The organism is Brevibacterium sp. ZH18 (assembly GCF_022748595.1).
Classification (GTDB): domain Bacteria; phylum Actinomycetota; class Actinomycetes; order Actinomycetales; family Brevibacteriaceae; genus Brevibacterium.
In genome coordinates, this window is record NZ_JALDSX010000023.1 from 17,744 (window position 1) to 37,088 (window position 19,345).

At 58.5% G+C, this 19,345-nt stretch carries 16 protein-coding genes; 8 read left to right on the forward strand and 8 right to left on the reverse strand.

Features of this window, described 5'->3' with window-relative positions; genetic code table 11:
• Nucleotides 1–93: 93 nt before the first annotated feature.
• The 5 genes from gyrB to dnaA all read right to left on the reverse strand — a co-directional run bounded on the left by gyrB (nucleotide 94) and on the right by dnaA (nucleotide 7,461).
• On the reverse strand, nucleotides 94–2,091 hold the full coding sequence (gene gyrB / locus MPN20_RS10010) for a DNA topoisomerase (ATP-hydrolyzing) subunit B (protein WP_242781672.1): 1,998 nt from the start codon (nucleotides 2,089–2,091) through the stop codon (nucleotides 94–96).
• Nucleotides 2,092–2,281: 190 nt separating this feature from the next.
• Nucleotides 2,282–2,794, reverse strand: coding sequence for a DciA family protein (locus MPN20_RS10015; protein ID WP_242781673.1), 513 nt, complete (start codon nucleotides 2,792–2,794; stop codon nucleotides 2,282–2,284).
• A 31-nt stretch (nucleotides 2,795–2,825) separates the two neighbouring features.
• Nucleotides 2,826–4,127: a DNA replication/repair protein RecF gene (recF, locus tag MPN20_RS10020; protein WP_242781675.1), complete on the reverse strand. Its 1,302-nt coding sequence runs from the start codon at nucleotides 4,125–4,127 to the stop codon at nucleotides 2,826–2,828.
• Entirely contained in the window at nucleotides 4,128–5,267 is a 1,140-nt protein-coding gene (gene dnaN, locus MPN20_RS10025) for a DNA polymerase III subunit beta (RefSeq protein ID WP_242781677.1), read from the reverse strand.
• 541 nt (nucleotides 5,268–5,808) lie between these two features.
• Entirely contained in the window at nucleotides 5,809–7,461 is a 1,653-nt protein-coding gene (dnaA, locus tag MPN20_RS10030; protein ID WP_242781679.1) for a chromosomal replication initiator protein DnaA, read from the reverse strand.
• A gap of 415 nt (nucleotides 7,462–7,876) precedes the next feature.
• Between dnaA and rpmH the strand changes: the two genes are divergently transcribed.
• The 8 genes from rpmH to MPN20_RS17525 all read left to right on the forward strand — a co-directional run bounded on the left by rpmH (nucleotide 7,877) and on the right by MPN20_RS17525 (nucleotide 13,888).
• Complete coding sequence (gene rpmH, locus MPN20_RS10035) at nucleotides 7,877–8,014, forward strand: 50S ribosomal protein L34 (protein ID WP_166975345.1); 138 nt, start codon at nucleotides 7,877–7,879, stop codon at nucleotides 8,012–8,014.
• A 1-nt stretch (nucleotide 8,015) separates the two neighbouring features.
• Entirely contained in the window at nucleotides 8,016–8,375 is a 360-nt protein-coding gene (gene rnpA, locus MPN20_RS10040) for a ribonuclease P protein component (RefSeq protein ID WP_242781680.1), read from the forward strand.
• 88 nt (nucleotides 8,376–8,463) lie between these two features.
• The gene (yidD, locus tag MPN20_RS10045) at nucleotides 8,464–8,718 is read left to right on the forward strand and encodes a membrane protein insertion efficiency factor YidD (RefSeq protein ID WP_278189806.1); all 255 of its coding nucleotides are present in this window, start codon (nucleotides 8,464–8,466) and stop codon (nucleotides 8,716–8,718) included.
• 183 nt (nucleotides 8,719–8,901) lie between these two features.
• A complete protein-coding gene (yidC, locus tag MPN20_RS10050) occupies nucleotides 8,902–9,861 on the forward strand; it encodes a membrane protein insertase YidC (RefSeq protein ID WP_242781683.1) in 960 nt (319 codons plus the stop codon).
• 8 nt (nucleotides 9,862–9,869) lie between these two features.
• A complete protein-coding gene (locus tag MPN20_RS10055; RefSeq protein ID WP_242781685.1) occupies nucleotides 9,870–10,430 on the forward strand; it encodes a R3H domain-containing nucleic acid-binding protein in 561 nt (186 codons plus the stop codon).
• Nucleotides 10,423–11,061, forward strand: a complete 639-nt coding sequence (gene rsmG / locus MPN20_RS10060) for a 16S rRNA (guanine(527)-N(7))-methyltransferase RsmG (protein ID WP_242781687.1) — start codon at nucleotides 10,423–10,425, stop codon at nucleotides 11,059–11,061. Before MPN20_RS10055 ends, rsmG begins: the two co-directional genes overlap by 8 nt.
• A 66-nt stretch (nucleotides 11,062–11,127) precedes the next feature.
• Nucleotides 11,128–12,024 (forward strand): ParA family protein, encoded by an 897-nt coding sequence (locus tag MPN20_RS10065; RefSeq protein WP_242781689.1) that lies wholly within the window; start codon nucleotides 11,128–11,130, stop codon nucleotides 12,022–12,024.
• Nucleotides 12,025–12,907: 883 nt separating this feature from the next.
• Nucleotides 12,908–13,888, forward strand: coding sequence for a ParB/RepB/Spo0J family partition protein (locus MPN20_RS17525; RefSeq protein ID WP_242781691.1), 981 nt, complete (start codon nucleotides 12,908–12,910; stop codon nucleotides 13,886–13,888).
• 2,700 nt (nucleotides 13,889–16,588) lie between these two features.
• Here MPN20_RS17525 and MPN20_RS10075 read toward each other — a convergent pair.
• From MPN20_RS10075 to trxB, 3 genes are all read right to left on the reverse strand, one after another.
• A complete protein-coding gene (locus MPN20_RS10075) occupies nucleotides 16,589–17,677 on the reverse strand; it encodes a peptidoglycan-binding protein (RefSeq protein ID WP_347566819.1) in 1,089 nt (362 codons plus the stop codon).
• 150 nt (nucleotides 17,678–17,827) lie between these two features.
• Nucleotides 17,828–18,145 carry a thioredoxin gene (gene trxA, locus MPN20_RS10080; protein ID WP_242781695.1) on the reverse strand — a complete coding sequence of 106 codons (318 nt, stop codon included), beginning with the start codon at nucleotides 18,143–18,145 and terminating at the stop codon, nucleotides 17,828–17,830.
• 81 nt (nucleotides 18,146–18,226) lie between these two features.
• Nucleotides 18,227–19,222 carry a thioredoxin-disulfide reductase gene (gene trxB / locus MPN20_RS10085; protein WP_242781697.1) on the reverse strand — a complete coding sequence of 332 codons (996 nt, stop codon included), beginning with the start codon at nucleotides 19,220–19,222 and terminating at the stop codon, nucleotides 18,227–18,229.
• Nucleotides 19,223–19,345 lie beyond the last annotated feature (123 nt).

Below are 19,345 nucleotides of genomic sequence, written 5' to 3' on the forward strand. Positions count from 1 at the left end.
TGTGTCTTAACCGCACAGCACGGCGGTGATTGAGTTCGTGAGAGTCTGTATTCCTGTCAGCTCCCGAGCAGTGCCGGGAGCTGACGGAGAGGATCAGATGTCGAGGAAGCGAACGTCTTTCGCGTTCTCCTGGATGAAGCGTCGGCGCGAATCCACGTCATCGCCCATGAGCACCGTGAAGATCTCATCCGCAACGATTGCATCGTCGAGTGACACCTGCTTGAGCAGCCGGTGGTCAGGATCCATCGTGGTCTCCCACAGCTCTTCGTAGTTCATCTCGCCCAGACCCTTGTACCGCTGGATCGCCATGTCCTTGGGCAGACGCTTACCGGAAGCTCGTCCGGTCTCGAGCAGACCGTCGCGCTCATTATCGGTATAGGCGAACTGGTGAGGAGCATTCGACCACTTCAGTCGATACAGCGGAGGCGTCGCGAGATACACGTATCCGCCTTCGATGAGCGGCTTCATGTAGCGGAAGATCAGGGTCAGCAGCAGAGTCGTGATGTGCTGACCGTCGACGTCCGCGTCGGCCATGAGCACGATCTTGTGGTAACGCAGCTTGTCGAGATCGAACTCTTCACCGATGCCGGTGCCGAAGGCGGTGATCATGGCCTGGACCTCGTTGTTGCCCAGTGCCCGGTCGAGGCGCGCCTTCTCCACATTGAGGATCTTGCCGCGCAGCGGCAGGATCGCCTGAGTGTTCGGGTTACGGCCCTGAGTCGCCGAGCCGCCGGCCGAGTCACCCTCGACGATGAAGACTTCGGAGATCGTCGGATCCTTCGACTGGCAGTCCTTGAGCTTGCCGGGCATGCCCGAGGACTCGAGGAGTCCCTTGCGGCGAGTGGCCTCACGGGCCTTGCGCGCAGCGAGTCGAGCCTGCGAAGCCTGCAAGCCCTTGCGGACGACGTCCTTGGCCTGGGCCGGGTTGGACTCCATCCAGTGTCCGAGCTCGTCGCGCACAACGCGCTGGACGAAGCCCTTGACCTCGGAGTTGCCCAGTTTGGTCTTCGTCTGACCTTCGAACTGCGGATCGCCGAGTTTGACCGAGATGACCGCTGTCAGGCCTTCGCGGATGTCGTCACCGGTGAGGTTGGGGTCCTTCTCCCGAATCAGCTTCTGTTCGCGTGCGTAGTTGTTGATGAGCGAAGTCAGTGCTGTGCGGAAGCCCTCTTCGTGGGTGCCTCCCTCATGAGTGTTGATGACGTTCGCGTAGGTGTGCACCGATTCGCTGTAGGCCGTGGTCCACTGCATCGCGATCTCAAGAGAGAGAGTCTCTTCAGACTCTTCAGCTTCGAAGACGATGACGTCGGGATGGACGAGTTCGGCCTTCTTCGTCGAGTTCAGGTACTGCACGTAGTCGAGGAGGCCGTGCTCGTAATGGTACGTCGCCTCACGCGGTTTCGCGTCTGTCTCTTCGTCTTCGTCGATCTGCACATTGTCATCATCGATCTGGACGTGACGTTCATCTGTCAGGCTGATCTTCAGACCCTTGTTGAGGAACGCCATCTGCTGGAAGCGCGCACGCAGGTACTCGTAGGAGAACTCCGTGGTCTCGAAGATCGTCGAGTCAGGCCAGAAGGTGACCATCGTGCCGGTTTCCGAGGTCTCTTCGCCTCGGCGCAGCTCTCCGGTGGGGACACCACGTTCGAAGTCCATGTTCCAGACATAGCCGTCGCGTCGGACCTCGACCTCGAGACGTTCGGACAGCGCGTTGACCACTGTGGAGCCCACGCCGTGAAGGCCGCCGGCCACCGCATAGCCACCGCCGCCGAACTTGCCGCCGGCGTGCAGAATGGTCAGAATCACCTCGACGGTGGGCTTTCCTTCAGTGGGGTGCATCGCCACCGGCATGCCGCGACCGTCGTCGACGACCTTGACGCCACCATCGGCGAGGATCGTCACCTCGATGTGCGAGCAGTACCCGGCCATCGCTTCGTCGACTGAGTTGTCGACGATTTCCTGAACGAGGTGGTGGAGACCGCGTTCCGAGGTCGAACCGATATACATTCCAGGTCGTTTGCGAACTGCTTCGAGACCTTCGAGTACCGTAATATCCCCGGCATCGTAATGGGGCTGATCCTCGGTCGTCATATGACTCCTTGTACAGGTGGGCGCTATCAGCTATCTATTCTACCGCGCCGAGACCAGAAATACCTGTAAGCGGCCCTGCAAGGTGCATTTGCGGAAATTTCACGCCTCAGATGTACCCCCGGGCACGAATGGGAGCCGCTGTCGCCGTTTACGGCCCTCTATCGCTTTTCGGATTCCAGTTCCCGCTTCGTCAGCCGAAGGTGTCTCGTGGTCCGCGGCCGGCCACACTGCGGCGGCCCTTCTTGAAGCTGCGTCCTCGTGGTCCGCGGATCTCGATCTCGGTGATCGTCTGCGAACCGAGCCCAGCTTCCAAAGCTCGGAGGATCGTGGGCTTGAGCACGCGCAGCTGCGTGGCCCAGGTCGTGGAGTCCGCGGCGATGATGAGCAGCGGAGGCGAGAAGTCGACGGGTTTGCAGTGCTCTGCGACCTGTTCGCCGACGAGCTCGGGCCACCGGCCGAGGACATTGCCGATGTCGATCGACGACGACCAGCCTCGGGCGGAGATGAGCTTGCCCAGTGCCGAAGAGATCGTCGCGGGATCCCTCTTGTCTTTCCCCGCACCGGTGTAGACCGCCTCGCCGCGCAGACGCGAACGCCGGCGGCTGCGGACGAACTTCGCCTCTGTCGCCTCCATCCGCCGGACGCGGTCAAGCGCCTCGAGGGCGGCCACCGGCGTCGACATGTCCCTCTCGATGCCGCTCACAGCATCACCTTCATGGTCACGACGCAGTTACTCATGATGCATCGGCGTCCTCTGGGGAGGATCCGCGGGAAGACGATGCGGAAGACGAGCTCGAGGATGAGTCGGTAGATGAGGCAGGGGTAGATGAAACAGGGGTAGATGAGGCAGCGGACGAGGCGGGGACTGATGCTGGATCAGGACGCGAGGCAGGATTCGGATCGTGCTGCTGTCCCTGCAGCAGACGGCCACCATCGATCCGCCTGCCTTCGAGCCCCTCGGGAAGGTCACCATCGACGGCGGCGGTGATGAACACCTGTTCCGCTTCAGTGATCCTTGAGGCCAGACGGTTCCGCCGTCCCGTATCCAGTTCGGCGAAGACGTCGTCGAGGACGAGGATGGGCTGTTCCGCGGTGGACCCGGCATCAGAGCTGAGCAGATCCCAACCGGCCAGCTGCATGGCCAAAGCCAGAGACCAGGTCTCTCCGTGTGAGGCGTACCCTTTGGCCGGATGGTCGCCGATCGTCAGCGACAGATCGTCGCGTCCGGGGCCGTGGAGCGTGAGCCCGCGCTCGATCTCCGTGGTGCGCCGACGCTCAAGAGCTGCGAGGAGCATCTCCCTGCATTCGGCAGCCGATTGAGCCTGAGAGTAGTCGATGCGCGAATCGTAGCGAGCTTTGATTCCCTGTCGTTCGAGCCGAGCATCTGCGGCGATGAAGGCGAAGTTGCGCTGCAGGGGTTCGACGATATCGGCGAGGATCTTCTGCCGACCGAAGACCAGCTCGGCAGCAGAGTCCGCGTAGGCCATGTTCCAGATGTCCAGGGTGGCTTCAAGTCCGGGGTCTCTGTCCTCGCGCAGCCTCTTGAGCAGGGCATTGCGCTGCTTGAGCGCCCGCTCGAAGTCCGTGATGACTGAGGAATAGCGGGGATTGCGGGCGACGACCAAGGTGTCCATCCACGACCGGCGTTCAGCCGGCTCACCGCGGACGAGACTGAGATCTTCGGGAGCGAAGACCACACAGGAGACGAGGCCCAGGATCTCCTTCATCTTCACCGGAGAGCGATTGACCCTGGCTCGGTTCGCTCCCTTCGACTGGATCGAGACTTCCACTGTCGCGTGCCGCTGATCGCGATTGACCAGCGCGGACACGGTCGCGGTCTGCGCATGCTCGTTGACCAGAGGCGCATCGAAGGCGACACGGTGGGACCGCAGATGGGCAAGATACCCAATCGCCTCGACGATGTTGGTCTTGCCGGTTCCGTTGTCGGCCACGAATGTGGTGACTCCGGGGTCGAACTCGAGATCGAGTTCGGGGTACGACCGGTAGCTACGCAGTGAGAGTCGCGATATCCACATTCAGATACGCGTCGGCATGAGCAAGTACCGATACGACTCGTCCGCTGAGGAGTCCATGTCCCTCTGCCCGGAGATGATGACGGGCTTCATGGGCTGAGTGAACGAGAAATTCACGTAGGGACTCTCGATGGCGGCCAGACCCTCGGCGATGTAGTGCGGATTGAAGCCGACGGTGATCGGATCGCCCTGCAGAACAGCTTCGACGGCTTCTGATGCCTGCGCATCATCACCGGTGCCGGCGTGGAGGGTGAGCATTCCATCGCTGACCTCGAAGCGCAGCGGGGTGTTCCGCTCGGCCACGAGGGAGACACGGCGGACTGCTTCGCGCAGAACTCCCGTCTCAACGATCGCGTGGATCGGCACCGAATCAGGGAAGAGCGAACGAACCTTCGGGTATTCGCCTTCGACGAGCAGCGACGTTGTGACCCGTCCAGCCGAGGTGAACGAAATGAGGTCTTTGCCCGCATCGGTACTCAGCCCGATAGTGACATCCCCGCCGAGGGACTTCGAGACATCGGAGAGAGTGCGACCACGCAGCAGAGCAACAGCAGAGACATCCGGGCGGCCCGGATTCCACGTGAACTCACGCACTGCAAGACGGTAGCGGTCGGTGGCGAGCAATGTGACCTTCTCGCCCTCGATCTCAACACGGACACTGGTCAGGATCGGAAGGGTATCGTCCTTCGACGTCGCGATCGTGACCTGTGAGACCGCGTTCTGGAATTCGCCGGCCGAAACAGTTCCGGAGTCAGCAGGAATCTGCGGCAGCGATGGGTATTCGGCAACGGGCATCGTCATCAGTGAGAAGCGCGAAGAACCACATGTGACATCGACCTTCGAGTCGATCTGCTCGAGGGTGACCTCCTGGTTCGGCAGAGCCTTCGAAATGTCGGCGAGGAGACGACCGGAAACCAGGACGGTTCCAGCTGTGACAACATCGGCTGCGATCTCGACTCGAGACGAAACCTCGTAGTCGAAGACTGCCAAGCGAACAGTTCCTCCAGCCTCAGCGGTGATGAGGATGCCGGTCAGGACCGGGGCCGAGGGACGGTTGGGAAGGGTCTTGGTCGCCCAAGTCACCGCATCAGCGAGAACATCGCGGTTGACTTTGAACTTCAGGGGAGATGCTTCGTCGTTCACTTTACTCCTTCGGGGTGGCCACCCGACGTACTCAAGACACTGGCGTGAGGGTGCTCGGAAAACTCTACACAGCCTATCGGAAATCTGGGTACCCCGGCATGGGGCAGCGAACTTCGAGGCGATCGCCAGTGGCTGGCGGAACTGTGAACGAGAAGATCTCGGATTCGAGAACGTCGGGGATCGACGTGTTCGAATATCGGATCGGACTCAGAGCTTGGTCTGTGCCTGTGTTTCAACTTTGTCGAGATCGTCCGATGCAGTCGATGGCGGGCACCCTCTTACAACTTCCATTCATGTAGTAGAAGTATTAGCACCTGTGGAGATTGTGGATAACTGTTCGTTACGCCCGAGTAATCAGGGATGTTGACGAGAATCGACCTGTGGATCCGCTGTGCATCCGCAGGGACCCTTCGGTGGAGGCTTGGGTAAGCACAACGGTGTAGTTCACAGGCTTCCACTCTCGAGTGCGAGTTATCCACCGCGTTATCCCCAGCAGGGTCAGTTTGTCCCCAACGTTATCCACAGATGTGCATATCGCTTTCTATAGGCGATGTTGCTGTTTAATGCGGTTTGTTAACTCGGTGACCTGCGTGTAGACGGCTCGTCGTTCGGCCATCTGAGTTCGAATCTTCTTGTTCGCATGCATCACAGTTGTGTGATCGCGTCCACCGAAAGCCTGTCCGATCTTGGGCAGCGAGAGATCGGTGAGCTCACGGCACAGGTACATGGCGATCTGGCGTGCGGTGGTGAGAGTCCGTGACCGAGAGGTTCCGCACAGGTCATCGAGGGTGAGGGTGAAGTAGGCAGCAGTCTGGCCCATGATGTCGGCCGCGGTGATGGTCGGGGTCTCATCCTGTGTGATGAAGTCCTTGAGCACCGTCTCGGCCAAGCTGACGTCGACCTGCTGGTCGTTGAGGTTGGCGAATGCGGTGACGCGGATGAGTGCACCCTCGAGCTCGCGGATGTTCGAGGAGACGCGAGAGGCGATGTACTCGAGGACATCATCGGGGACGTCGAGGTGCTCGCCGGCAGCCTTGCGTCGCAGAATCGCGAAGCGGGTCTCCATATCAGGGGGCTGCACATCGGTGAGCAGACCCCATTCGAAGCGGGAGCGCAGTCGTTCCTCGAAGCCTTTGAGCATCTTCGGCGGTTGGTCGGAGGTGATGACGACCTGTTTGGCCTCGTTGTGCAGCGAATTGAATGTGTGGAAGAACTCCTCCACGGTCGCATCTTTGCCCTGTAGGAACTGGATGTCATCGATCATGAGGATGTCCACTTCCCGGTAGCGGCGTTGGAAGGCCGGCCGCAGGGAGTTCGAAGTCCGGGATGACCCGATCGTATTGATGAAGTCGTTGACGAATTCTTCGCTTGAGACGTATTTGACCCGGATCTCCGGGTAGAGCTGAGTCGCGTAGTAGCCGATCGCGTGAAGGAGGTGGGTTTTGCCCAGGCCGGAATCCCCGTAGATGAACAGTGGGTTATAGGCCTTGGCCGGTGCTTCGGCCACGGCGAAAGCCGTTGCGTGGGCGAAGCGATTCGATGCGCCGATGACGAAGGTGTCGAACGTGTACTTGGGGTTGAGCTGAGCGACTCCAGGAACGTCGACCGGTGGAGCGGTCTGGGCGGCGGTCGCCTCGGCGATCTTCCTCTCCCGCTCTGTTCTGTCCACAGACGGAGTGGGTGGCGGCGCCGAGGTGGGGGCGGGAGAGCTGTAATTGCTCGGCTCAGCGTAATCGGTCGGGTCGTGGGGCGACGGTGCCTCGGAGCGCGCGGCCGGTGCTGCAGGCGGTGCTGATGAAGAAGCAGGAGAGTAGGAGGAGGGAACTGCGGACCCGGTCGATGACGTCGAGGTGACGGGATCGATCTCGATCGGTGAGCCGGGGGTGGGCTCGCCGATGAGATCTTCGAAGCGGATCGGGACATCCAGCTCTGGGTCGACCACGAACCCGAAGGTGACGTCGAACCCGAGAACCTTGGAGAATTCCCTGGTCAGAGGTGCCAGAAGGCGGGTCTCGATGGTGCGGCGGGTGTGTTCGTCGCGAACCGCGAGGAGGACGAGGGCGTTGTCGACCAGAGCTTTGGGAAGGGCGAGGGACAGGAAGCCTCTCTGATGAGCAGTCAGACTGTCGTCTTTGTCCAGGGTCGAGACCACCGTCCGCCATTGGCTGATGAGCTCATTTTTGGAAAGCGACACCGTCTATCTACCTCCGTGTTTGTGATTCCATGTTCGGGTATTCCACACCTGTGTATGACTTCCACATAGTTTTCCACAGTTTGTGGAGAACTGACGAGTCAACCGTGTAATACTCCACACTGGTGGATAAGCATGTGGAAAACTACACGGCTGTGACTTGTGGATGACGACAGGCGACGGGTGGATGAATTTCGATGAACCCCTGGGGACAGTGATGTGAAACATCTCGAGCGAGTTTGACCAGGAAGTTTCGCCTTCGCTATGATGGGGTGTCCTGTGTACCGGGCTTCATCCGATTATCTTGATTATCTTTTGGCTCTTATGCACAGGAGTGCTCGGCGGTCGAGACTCGTACCGCCGTTTTTTGTGAGAATGCTCAGGCATTCGCCCGCAACCTAGAAATCGGAGACTTGAAGTGAGTAAGCGTACTTTCCAGCCCAACAACCGCAAGCGCGCCAAGAAGCACGGCTTCCGTCTGCGCATGCGCACCCGTGCCGGCCGTTCGATCCTGGCCGCACGTCGTCGCAAGGGACGTTCCGAAGTTTCGGCATAAGGTGATCTCTGCGGCTCACCGGATACGCAGCGGCGACGACTTCAAGCGAGTCTTCAAAGCCGGTGTCCGTGTCCGCTCGGATCATCTGATGGCACACAGCCTGCCAGAGGCTGATGATTCCCACGCCGTGCGCGTGGGTTTCATCGTATCCAAGGCCGTTGGCAATGCCGTCAGAAGGAATCGGGTCAAACGTCGGCTGCGCGAGCTCATGCGCGTGCGGCTCGACGATTTGGATCCCGGTTCCCTTTTCGTAGTTCGGGCTCTGCCCAATGCCGCCGAGGCTGATTTCGGTGAGCTCGAGACCGAGGTTGCGATGCTCATCGACAAGGCACTGAAGAAGCAGCGGAGTCGTGGACGCTGAGCATGATCTGAAGCATCGGTCTGAAGTTCCCCGCAGACCCTCGGGATTCTGGCCCTCCACCTGGTGGGTGGTCAGGATCGGACCACGCATGCCGTTCGTATGGTTCATCCGGGCTTACCGTGTGGTGGTCTCCCCGATGTACGGGCAGGTGTGCCGGTACTATCCGAGCTGTTCGATGTACGGCCTCGAGGCCTTCGAGATACACGGAGTTCTCAAGGGAATGGTGTTAACTGGTTGGCGAATACTGCGATGCAATCCCTTTTCCCACGGCGGGGTGGACCACGTTCCCGGTTCAGCACGTCAGGCCCGTTCAATTTCGATGAATACCGAGGACGGCCGCTGAACGATCCTCATGTCTGTCTCGTACTTCCACTCGCGTGAGCGCAGGGTGCACGGGCACCGTGAGGACTGCAGAGTGGAGACCGTGGGAGACCCGCGATCAGGACAGACAGTCCCGTGTCGCGAAGACCTGTGAACAATGGCAAAATGAACGATCGTGACGATTCGTTGTAACGAGGAGAACTGAATGGACTGGATGGACAAGCTGCTCTACCCGCTGCAGTGGGTAGTTGCTTGGATCCTCGCGATCTTTCACGAGATCTTTACCGCAATCGGCATGTCTGCCGACAACGGTTGGACTTGGGCACTGTCGATTGCGGGACTGACTGTCGTCATCCGTGCGCTGCTGATCCCTCTCTTCGTTTACCAGATCAAGTCTCAGAGGAAGATGCAGCTTCTGCAGCCTCAGATTCAGCGTCTGCAGGCTAAGTACAAGGGCAAGAAGGACCAGTACTCGCGTCAGGCCATGGCCGAAGAGCAGATGAATCTGTTCCGCGATAACAAGACCAGCCCGTGGGCGTCCTGTCTGCCTCTCCTCGTGCAGATGCCGATCTTCTTCTCTCTCTTCCGCGTCATCCACAACATGCCGAATGTGGCCGATGGGTCTGTGGGTGCGATCGGTGGCTTCACCAGGACGTTGGCCCAGCAGGCTGAATCATCAAGTGTGTTCGGCATTTCGCTGTCAGCGACGTTCTCCGACCCCGGAATCGGAGTCAAGTTCCTCACCGGCATCCTGATCGTCATCATGGCTTCGACGATGTTCATCACCCAGAAGCAGATGATGGCGAAGAACATGTCGGAATCCGCAATGGCGAATCCGATGATGCAGTCGCAGAAGATGCTCCTGTATGTGATGCCTCTGGTCTTCGGCATCGGTGGTATCTACTTCCCACTCGGTGTTCTCATCTACTGGCTCGTGTCGAACACATGGACCATGGCCCAGCAGCACACGGTCATCCGCAACATGCCTGCTCCCGGCTCAAAGGCCGAGAAGGAAATGCTCGAGCGCAAAGCTCGCAAGGGCAAGAACGTCCAGCAGCCTGAGATCAAGAGCGGCAGCACCGACGCTGCCAGCGATGATTCGAAGCCGAGTGGTCAGCGCCAGCAGCCCGTGAGCAAGAACCGCAAGAAGAACAAGAAACGCTGAGGAACGACATGACTGAAGAGAACGTCGAAGACAAGGTCGAAGAGTCTGCTGAAGAGGCCACCGAAGACAAGTCTGCGAAACCGACTCGCGCGGAACTCCTCGAAGAGGAAGGCGAGATCGCTGCGGACTACCTCGAAGAGCTGATGGACATTGCTGATATCGACGGAGACATCGACATCGACGTCGCTGACGGCCGCGCTCAGCTCTCCATCGTCTGCGAGGACGACGAGGACTCCAACCTCCGGACCTTGGTCGGCGGCAATGAAGGCAAGACTCTCGCCGCTCTGCAGGAACTGAGCCGATTGGCCGTTCAGACGAGTACAGGACAGCGGTCTTGGCTGATGCTGGATATCGATGGCTTCCGCAGCAATCGCCGCGAAGAGCTCATCAAAAAGGCACAGAAGGCAATCGCCGAAGTCAAGGACTCCGGCGATGACTATGTGTTCAAGCCGATGAACAGCTTCGAGCGCAAGATCATCCACGATCAGGCGGCGAAGGCCGGATTGGTCTCCGAGTCGGAAGGCGAGGGTGACGGTCGACATGTCGTCGTCCGTCCGGCCGATGACTGATCTGTCTGCTCTCGAAGTCCCTCCGCCAGGCACCGAGGACTATTTCGGTGCCGCGTATCCTTTGGCTCAGCGCTATGCTGAGCATCTTGCGACGACCGGCATCGAATGGGGCCTGATCGGTCCACGCGAGGTCGACAGGTTGTGGACGCGCCACATCCTCAACTGTGCTGTCGTTTCAGAGTTTATCGATGACGGAGATGTCGTCGGCGATGTCGGCAGTGGAGCCGGTCTTCCCGGCATCCCGATCGCACTGTTGCGACCTGCCGCACAGGTGGTGCTCATCGAACCGATGGAGCGTCGCGTCGAATGGCTGAAGATGGTCGTCGATGATCTGGGACTCGACAATGTGCGCATCGTGCGGGCGAGGGTCGAAGAACTAGTCGATGAAGAGATGTTCAGTGTTGTGACCGCACGTGCGGTCAAGGCGATGACTACTCTTGTCGAATGGACTCACGAGGTCGTCGGTCCAGAGGGCCGGATCTTGGCGCTCAAGGGAGCGTCAGTCGAAACTGAACTGGTCAAGGCGAAGAAGTTGCTGAAGAGGTATCGCTTCGGTCAGCCGACCGTTCACATCGTCGACGGCGGAATTCTCGACGTCCCGAGCCGTGTCGTCGAAATAGTCAAGAAATAGAACCAACTAGATTTGGTCTAGGCTGAATATAGCTTTGTGAACCCGATGGATGATGGAGTGCGCCGAATGCCGATCATGGACGAGTCGTCTCCCATAGGTGCTGCGATCGCAAGGGACAACCGACGTGCAGATCGGCTGTCTCAAGCGAACTTTCCGCGACCGGATTCGACTCGGATCTTCACCATTGCCAATCAGAAGGGCGGGGTCGGCAAGACCACGACCGCAGTGAACATCGCTGCTGCATTGGCGAATCAGGACCTCAATGTCCTTCTTATCGACATCGACCCTCAGGGAAATGCCAGCACCGCCCTGGGTATCGATCACTACTCAGAGGTCACGAGCATCTACGACGTGATCATCGACGATGTGCCGATGCGTGACGCAGTAGCTCAGTGTCCGGACTTCGAAACCTTGAAGTGCGTGCCGGCGACGATCGATCTTGCCGGTGCGGAGATCGAGCTCGTCTCCCTTGTGGCGAGAGAGCAGCGCCTGCAGCGGTCACTTGGCCTCTACCTTGATGAGGAGGCAGCCGCTGGGGATCGTGTCGACTACGTCATCATCGACTGCCCGCCCAGTCTGGGTCTGCTGACTGTCAATGCCTTCGTCGCCGCGCGGGAAGTCCTCATTCCGATTCAGTGTGAGTACTACGCACTAGAGGGTCTGAGCCAACTGCTGAAGAACATTCAGCTGATCCAGAAGCATCTGAATCCGAAGCTTTCGATCACCACTATTCTGCTGACGATGTATGACGGTCGAACGAACCTGAGCAAACAGGTGGCCGACGACGTGCGTACGCACTTTCCGGAGCAGGTGCTCGGTACATCGATTCCGCGCTCAGTGCGGATCTCCGAGGCACCGAGCTATGGTCAGACCGTCATTTCGTATGATCCACATTCCAGTGGCGCTTTGTCGTATCGGGAAGCGGCCGAAGAAATCGCAATTCGAGGAGTAAGTCGTGGCTGAGCGTAAGAAGCGTGGTTTGGGACGGGGTCTGGGCGCGCTGATTCCGGATGCTGCATCCAATGACCGTCCCGTGGACGTGTTCTTCTCCGGCGGAGATTCCGAGGACACCCGCGATTCGTCGTCAGAGGAGACGAAGCGACCTCGTGCCGCCCGGACCGATCCTGCGGCTTCGATGCAGTCGTCACGGCGTCGTAAGGCCAAGTCGGGCAACAACACGACGGGCTCTTCTGTGAAGACTGCGTCTGAATCGTCGGTGGAGAAGAAGCGGGCAGTTGCTCCGAACTCGTCTTCCAACAAGACCGCAGCGGCCGGTGCTGGAGAACTATCGGCGAGCAAGACGGCGAAGGCCACTCCTGCCAGACGTACGGCGAAGGCAGCGGCGAACAACAGCACAGAGGAGAATACCTCTGGATCGCGCGCAGCAACTGGCACTGCGTCGAAGGCAGCCGCCGGGGGCAAGAAGTCGACTGCAGCAAAGTCGACCGCCGCCAAGACGTCTGGCACTAAGACATCGGGTACTAAGACATCGGGTACTAAGACGTCAGGTACTAAGACATCGGGTATTGGAACCTCGGGTGCTCAAGCGACAGCTGGTAAGACGTACAGCAGGTCAGCCGGCAGCAAGGCTTCCTCGAGCAATACGGAGACGAACTCCGACGCTGAGGCACCACGTGCTGACAGCACATCACCGGATGCGAAGGCTGCGAGCACCTCGAAGCCGGGGGCTGAGCACTCAGATGCTCATTCAGCGGATGGCTCTGAGAGCGTAGCGGCAGCCGTAGAGGCTTCGGAGACGAAGCCGAAGGCACAGGCGCCGGAGACTGACTCTGACAGCGACAGTGCGGACGAGAATGCGGCTGATCGGCAGAACGGCTCCGACGGAGTGTATGAGACACATCCGGGTGTCTATACGTCCGGTTCCGATGACCCTGATAGGGAAGAATCAGAAGAACAGTACGTCGACCCGGATACTACGGAAGTAGTAGATACCGTTGATTCTTCGGTCAGCCAAGCCGATGAGGGTGACCACGGGCTCGAGGGCGTCGATTCGATTCCTGACACTGAATTCGGCGAAATCGATGTTGAGCGCATTGAGGCCAACCCTCGTCAGCCGCGTACGGTTTTCGACGAGGACATGCTCGCTGAACTCGTTCACAGCATTCGTGAGATCGGTGTCCTTCAGCCGGTTGTGGTTCGACAGAAGCCGAACGAAGCTGGGCGCTATGAGCTCATCATGGGTGAGCGACGGCTGCGTGCTACTAAAGATGCCGGCCTTGCGACTATTCCGGCGATCATTCGGTATGTGGATGATACGGACCTTCTGCGAGACGCGCTGTTGGAGAACCTGCATCGCGCCGAGCTGAACCCTCTGGAAGAAGCAGCTGCCTATGGTCAGTTGCTTGAAGATTTCGGTTGTACCCAGGAGGAACTGTCCGAGAGGATCGGACGGTCGCGTCCGCAGATCTCCAATACCCTGCGTCTGCTTAGGCTCCCGCCGTTGGTGCAGCGACGAGTTGCAGCCGGCGTCATTTCGGCAGGACATGCACGAGCGATTCTTGGTCTGCGGGAACCCGAGCACATGGAGATCCTCGCTCAACGCATCGTTGCGGAAGGACTCTCAGTGCGTGCTTCCGAAGAGGCGGTCGTGCTGTTAAATCGTGGGGACTCTGTCAATGTTTCACGTGGAACGTCACGCGTTTCGCCCGAGTTCATTGAAGTGGCAGAGCGTCTGGGCGACCGGTTGGACACGAAGGTGAACATCACTGTCGGTAAGCGTAAGGGTAAGTTGAGCGTCGAGTTTGCGAATCAAGAGGACCTTGACCGTATTCTTACGCTTCTGGGCGTGACCGAAGCGGCCGAATAGACACAGACGGCCCTTTGGAGTGGCCCGCACAACGTCGTAAATGCGTTGTGCGGGCCATTTCTATGTTGCGGCAAGACTATACTGGGCTCTTCTATGTCCCGAAAAGGTTGTGTCGGCCTCTTCTCCCTCCGTCAACACCACGCCTATTGATATCGCCAGTGACTGAATAGTCCGCTCATTCTAGGGGCGGTCTGTCGGTACACCGTCCATCTCCCTATCGGCTACTCTGCAGGATTTCTCCGCTCTTCACCCCGGAAAATAGGCCTCGTTCATAGATGCGGGTGGCGTGGCGGACTACAACACCACTGCTCTACGCGCGGTCTTCGGTCCGGTGGGGCCCTCTAAGTGAACTGTCTTGGTAGCGTTCATAGCGTTTCACGTGAAACATATCCATGGTTTATTGCTTGTTTCCTGAATAGTGAATGGTGCCAACAGCCATTTGTTTGTTCCCGGGCCCACTGGGCGTTTGGAAGTCGATTAGCTAACCAATTTCTGATTGGCCATCTCGTCCGAGGCGGAGTACCGATGGGACAGGTACCGGCAGCATGTTTCACGTGAAACATACGATCTGCGTATTGACTGGTCAGCGGTTCGAATTCCACAATGTATTCGCGCGGGCTTTGGATCTGTGAGGTAGTGCTAGATACCTGTACCTCTGACCTGGTGTCGAACGACTGAGTGCTACAACTCATGAGGTAGAGCTAGTACGGATGGGCGTGCCAGTCACGTACCGTCGCATTGAGCAGGTCTTAGTTTGCGGCCCGAGGAGGTCCGATCTTTCGCCCCGAGGCGGCTTGAGCGTACCTTTTAGCCCTGAATAGTTGTTTCACGTGAAACATGTCTAATATGCAGGGGAATGTATCTCGGCCATTCGGTCTAATAGTGTCGACATTGCCCCAGCTGCAGGCATTTTCGTGTTACAGCTAGTTTTCCGTGGACGACCCACGCAAGGCTGAGGAACCGTTGGCCTCAGGTTGGAAGCGTAGATCTCCCGTTTAGGCATTGGGATTGTGTGACTGTGTCAACGGCAGGTAACCGCCACTTCCAGGAAATCTCGATGATGGGCGCTTCTGTCGCCGTAGCAAATATGAAGAAGTCGCGGTGGTCGCTGTACGCTTCGGTGATGATTGGAGCCACCCTTCTCACGGGTGCTTCCGTCAGGGCTTCTATACGCTTCTATTCGCGAACCCTATCCCCATTCTGGTTCATATGACGAGGTTCAATTTGGCAGATAGCCTCGAGGCATCCATCCCCTATTGCCGGTATTCCGGGTAGCTCCGGGCATGCAATCAACAGCGCAATCGATGTTTCACGTGAAACATGGACATGGTCTGAACATTTTAAGCGCATAAGTCCGATATATGATGCTGGCCACAATCTTCCAAAGGCTATTTGGTGGCGCTTGCTGCGTTACTGCAATTTTTCGCGCCAAATTGGTGTCCGGACGGATCTCGGCGCTTTACTCACTCATGTGTTCGCCGTCGGGGCCGCTGGGTCGGGAAGGCGGCTATGGGCCTAGCGATCAGCGGAATTGTTGCGCCTCTCAATAAAGGGCGGTTACGACCGTGTCGAATCCGATACAGCGGGCCCCGGTGGTGGTCCAAAGTTGCTCATGTGGCTCATGTTTCACGTGAAACATGCCAGACACTGTTGGTATGTCCATACACCAGTTGTGTGCCCAGTCGTCAACGACGGTTAAGAGGAAACCGCGGCCAATAAAAGGTGGGCGCGGTCGAATCCTCTCATTTGTCCCTTACACAAAGTGAACCTTGCGCACGCTGCTGGACCCGCCCTTCGCTATGTTTCACGTGAAACATTTTGAGCATGCTAAATGGGCAGCCGAATACAGAAGCACGACGGAATGCAATGTCATTGCTCCCCGCGCACCTGATCCGTCGTGCCAATGTTTCACGTGAAACGGCTATTACGCTGCCCCACCGGAAACCAATACTCGGATTTAGTGCCGTCACTGGCAATGGTTCTTATCAGCTCCGTGAAGGCGAATGAACTTCGCTAACAATTCGGTGTGATGTGGGCATATGAGAGATGGCTCGGCGGAGAATACCTCTGCTGATCGAACCACCCGAAGTTGAGAGCACCAGTCGACGCTCAGGGCACCAGCGGATCGATGGCAATGAAGTCGCGCCCACGGTGAGTAATACGAAAGAGTATCAGGTACGGAATATCCCGTCGTTTGAGGAGGTCCCCCTATGGCATCGCCTTATGGCATCAATCCGATAGCGACTCCGTGACTGGGATTCTCTGTGGAAGTTCTGGCGCTCGTCTCCTCGCTGCCAGTTGTCCCCGCTATTGGAAGATTGCTCCGGACTACTCATCCTGTCGACGTCTCATTGGCGCAATAGGTGCTCGGAACCTCTAATGGGGGCGGTATGAATCAAACTCAGTAGCGAAGCCATTCGAGTTGGCAGCCGCGGTCCGTCCACTACGAGCGTGAGTGGACCGGATCGGTGGCCGAATTAGAGAATTCAGTACTGCACGACAGACTACGCACCGTCGTCTTGTCTAAATTGATTAAGAGACTAGTACCGCGGGCCTTGTCTGGTGGTGATGAGTGGCCACTAGGGGCGAACTGAACAACGGCAGGAATGCTCGACATAGATCTAGCGGCAGCCATGTTTCACGTGAAACACCTTCGGGAATTAATACTTCAGCAAATTCCCCGATGCTCCAACGGGAGGTTCAGTTGTACGCTTTGATCTGTTCGATGTTGAGCGTGCCGGTTTCCGGATCTGCGTCTTCGATCACGTACAGACGCTGCAGGGCGGCAGCAATGCCGTCAGCGATCGCATCGCGTACTGCGGGGTTCTGAAGATTCTCAAGGTCGTCGTCATTTGTCAGGTACCCCGTGACTACATGAACCTTTGGCGTACGTAGCCTTTTCAATGAAGACCACGTGCGTGCATGGCTTTTGCAATCAAGCATTCCTGTGCGCGCGGCGAGTTCACTTTGAATGAGCGCCGCAAGGCGCGCTCCGGTTGGCGAATTGATGTCGGAATGGCGCTCGTGTCCGAAATAGAATGTTGCGATGCCGTTCGCTTCTTTGGATTTGTTCACATCCGCAGTGACAGTGACAACCGCCGACGCACCAAGCTGGTCAGCCTTGTTGACCTCGACCGCATCCCCTGTGAGGAGAATTGCGCCGGCACCGACAGCCTCGAGTCGTCCAGCAAGGCGACTTGCTATATCCGTAGTGAGCCTCTGCTCCTGTGCAGTCTGCTCGGCATTCATGGGTAGCGTCTCGAAATCTACAACTGTAGTAGCCGCCTCGATCACGAAGGTGCGTCCAGCAAGAGATGTCCCGGAGGCTGCCACACGCGCCCGCTCCTCAAGCGCGAAGAGATTGCCCGTGTCCTGTTTGCGGTCGATGGCATCCAATCCGCGGAGAGTCTGGGGTCCGGCGATTCCGTCGACCTTCGTGCCGAGGCTCATCTGAAGTTCTCTGACTGCTTCTTCGGTTGCTGCGGCGTACTCGGCGTCCATCCTTCCCGGATAGAAACCCAACCCTGCTAGCGTCCTCTGCAGCTTGAGTACATCATCACCAGTGAGGACTCTGACGGGGTCATAGCGGAGCACGCGGTCCCCAAGCTGATATCTAGCCCGCTCGAGCTCTGTGAACGTCTCAGAACCCATAACACCGTCACAGAGAATTCCGCGGACCTGCTGGAACTGGCGTACTGCGAGCTCGAAGTCCCTGTCGAAGTCCATTGAAGTCGACTGACCGACATTGAGCCCTAGACGAGCCATCTGAGATTTGATGTTGGGCAACACCTCAGAGCTGTCCCCGCGTGAGAACTGCGGGTGTGGGTTGTGAGTCAATGCCTTGCCAATCTGCTGTACTGGGGTTCTGAAGCGAGTTGTGCCTGGTGTGAATACACCGAAGGCGCCTGTTGATCGTACAACAGGCGCCTTGGAAGTTGATCAGATGAACTCTGAGAGCTCATCCTCCAGCGCCGGCTTTGGACGGGCGCCGATGATGGTCTTGGCGACTTCGCCGTCCTTGAAGACGTAGAGAGCGGGGATCGAAGTGATCCCGTACTTGCTCGCAGTCTCGAGGTTCTCGTCGGTGTTGACCTTGACGACCGTGAGCTTCTCGCTGTTCTCTTCAGCGATCTGATCCACGATCGGGCTGACCATGCGGCAAGGACCGCACCAAGGGGCCCAGAAGTCGACGAGCACAGGCTTGTCGGACTTCAACACGGACTCTTCGAACGTTGCATCGGTGACTTCTGTCGACATGAGCGACCTTTCTTCTGACGGTGTACTCTATCGGAAACAGCCGTGGTTCAGGTTTAATTCCCGGGCAGCCGGAGCCTGCAGTCAGGAACCGACCGGTGCCGGGATGGCTGTTGCGTCAGCCGCCTTAGCTCCGGACTGTTTGGCCGCTGACTCGAGATCGGCGAGGTAGTGTTCGGCGTCGAGTGCTGCCGAGCAGCCCGAGCCTGCCGCGGTGATCGCCTGTCGATACACGGAGTCGATGACGTCGCCAGCGGCGAAGACGCCTTCGACAGCGGTCTTCGAGGTGCGGCCTTCGACGTTGAGGTAACCGTCGGCACGCAGCGAAAGCTGGTCTGCGAAGAGGCTCGTTCGCGGATCGGAGCCGATGGCAACGAACATTCCGGTCACTGGCAGTTCCGACGTCTCTCCGGTGACGGTGTTGCGGACGGTAAGTCCTGTCAGCGCCTCGTCCCCGTGGATTTCAGCCACTTCGCTGTCGAGGAGGTATTCGAGCTTCTCATCTGCCGCGGCCCGGTCCTGCATGGCCTGCGAGGCGCGAAGGTCCTGGCGACGGTGGATGAGAGTGACCTTCGAGGCGAAGCGGGTGAGGAACGTGGCCTCTTCGAGCGCAGAGTCTCCGCCTCCGATGACGGCAATGTGCTGGTTGCGGAAGAAGAACCCGTCGCACGTGGCACACCAGCTCACACCGTGTCCCGACAGCTTCTTCTCATTAGGCAGGTTGAGCTCGCGGTACGCGGAGCCTGTCGCGAGGATGACGGCCTGGGCCGTGTAACGGGCTCCGAGCGCGGTCTCGATCTCATGGGCACCGGGGTTGAGCTTGAGGGACGAGACATCGTCATAGATCACCTCGGCGCCGAATTTCTCAGCCTGCTCTCGCATGCTCTCCATGAGCTCAGGACCCTGCACGCCGGCAGGGAAACCTGGGTAGTTCTCCACATCAGTGGTGTTCATAAGCTCACCACCGGCAGTCACAGAACCAGCGATGACAACGGGTGACAGATTTGCACGCGCCGCGTAGACGGCTGCTGTGTAACCGGCCGGACCCGATCCGATGATCACCAATTGTGTATCAGTCATGTGAAAAATCCCTGCTTCTGCTCGCTGTGTTCTCAGTGCACCGCGCGGTGGCGGTGCGAAACCCTATCGTACGTGCAACCGTGCGGAGGGTGCGACTATTCCGTACGAACGCAGCCCCACACA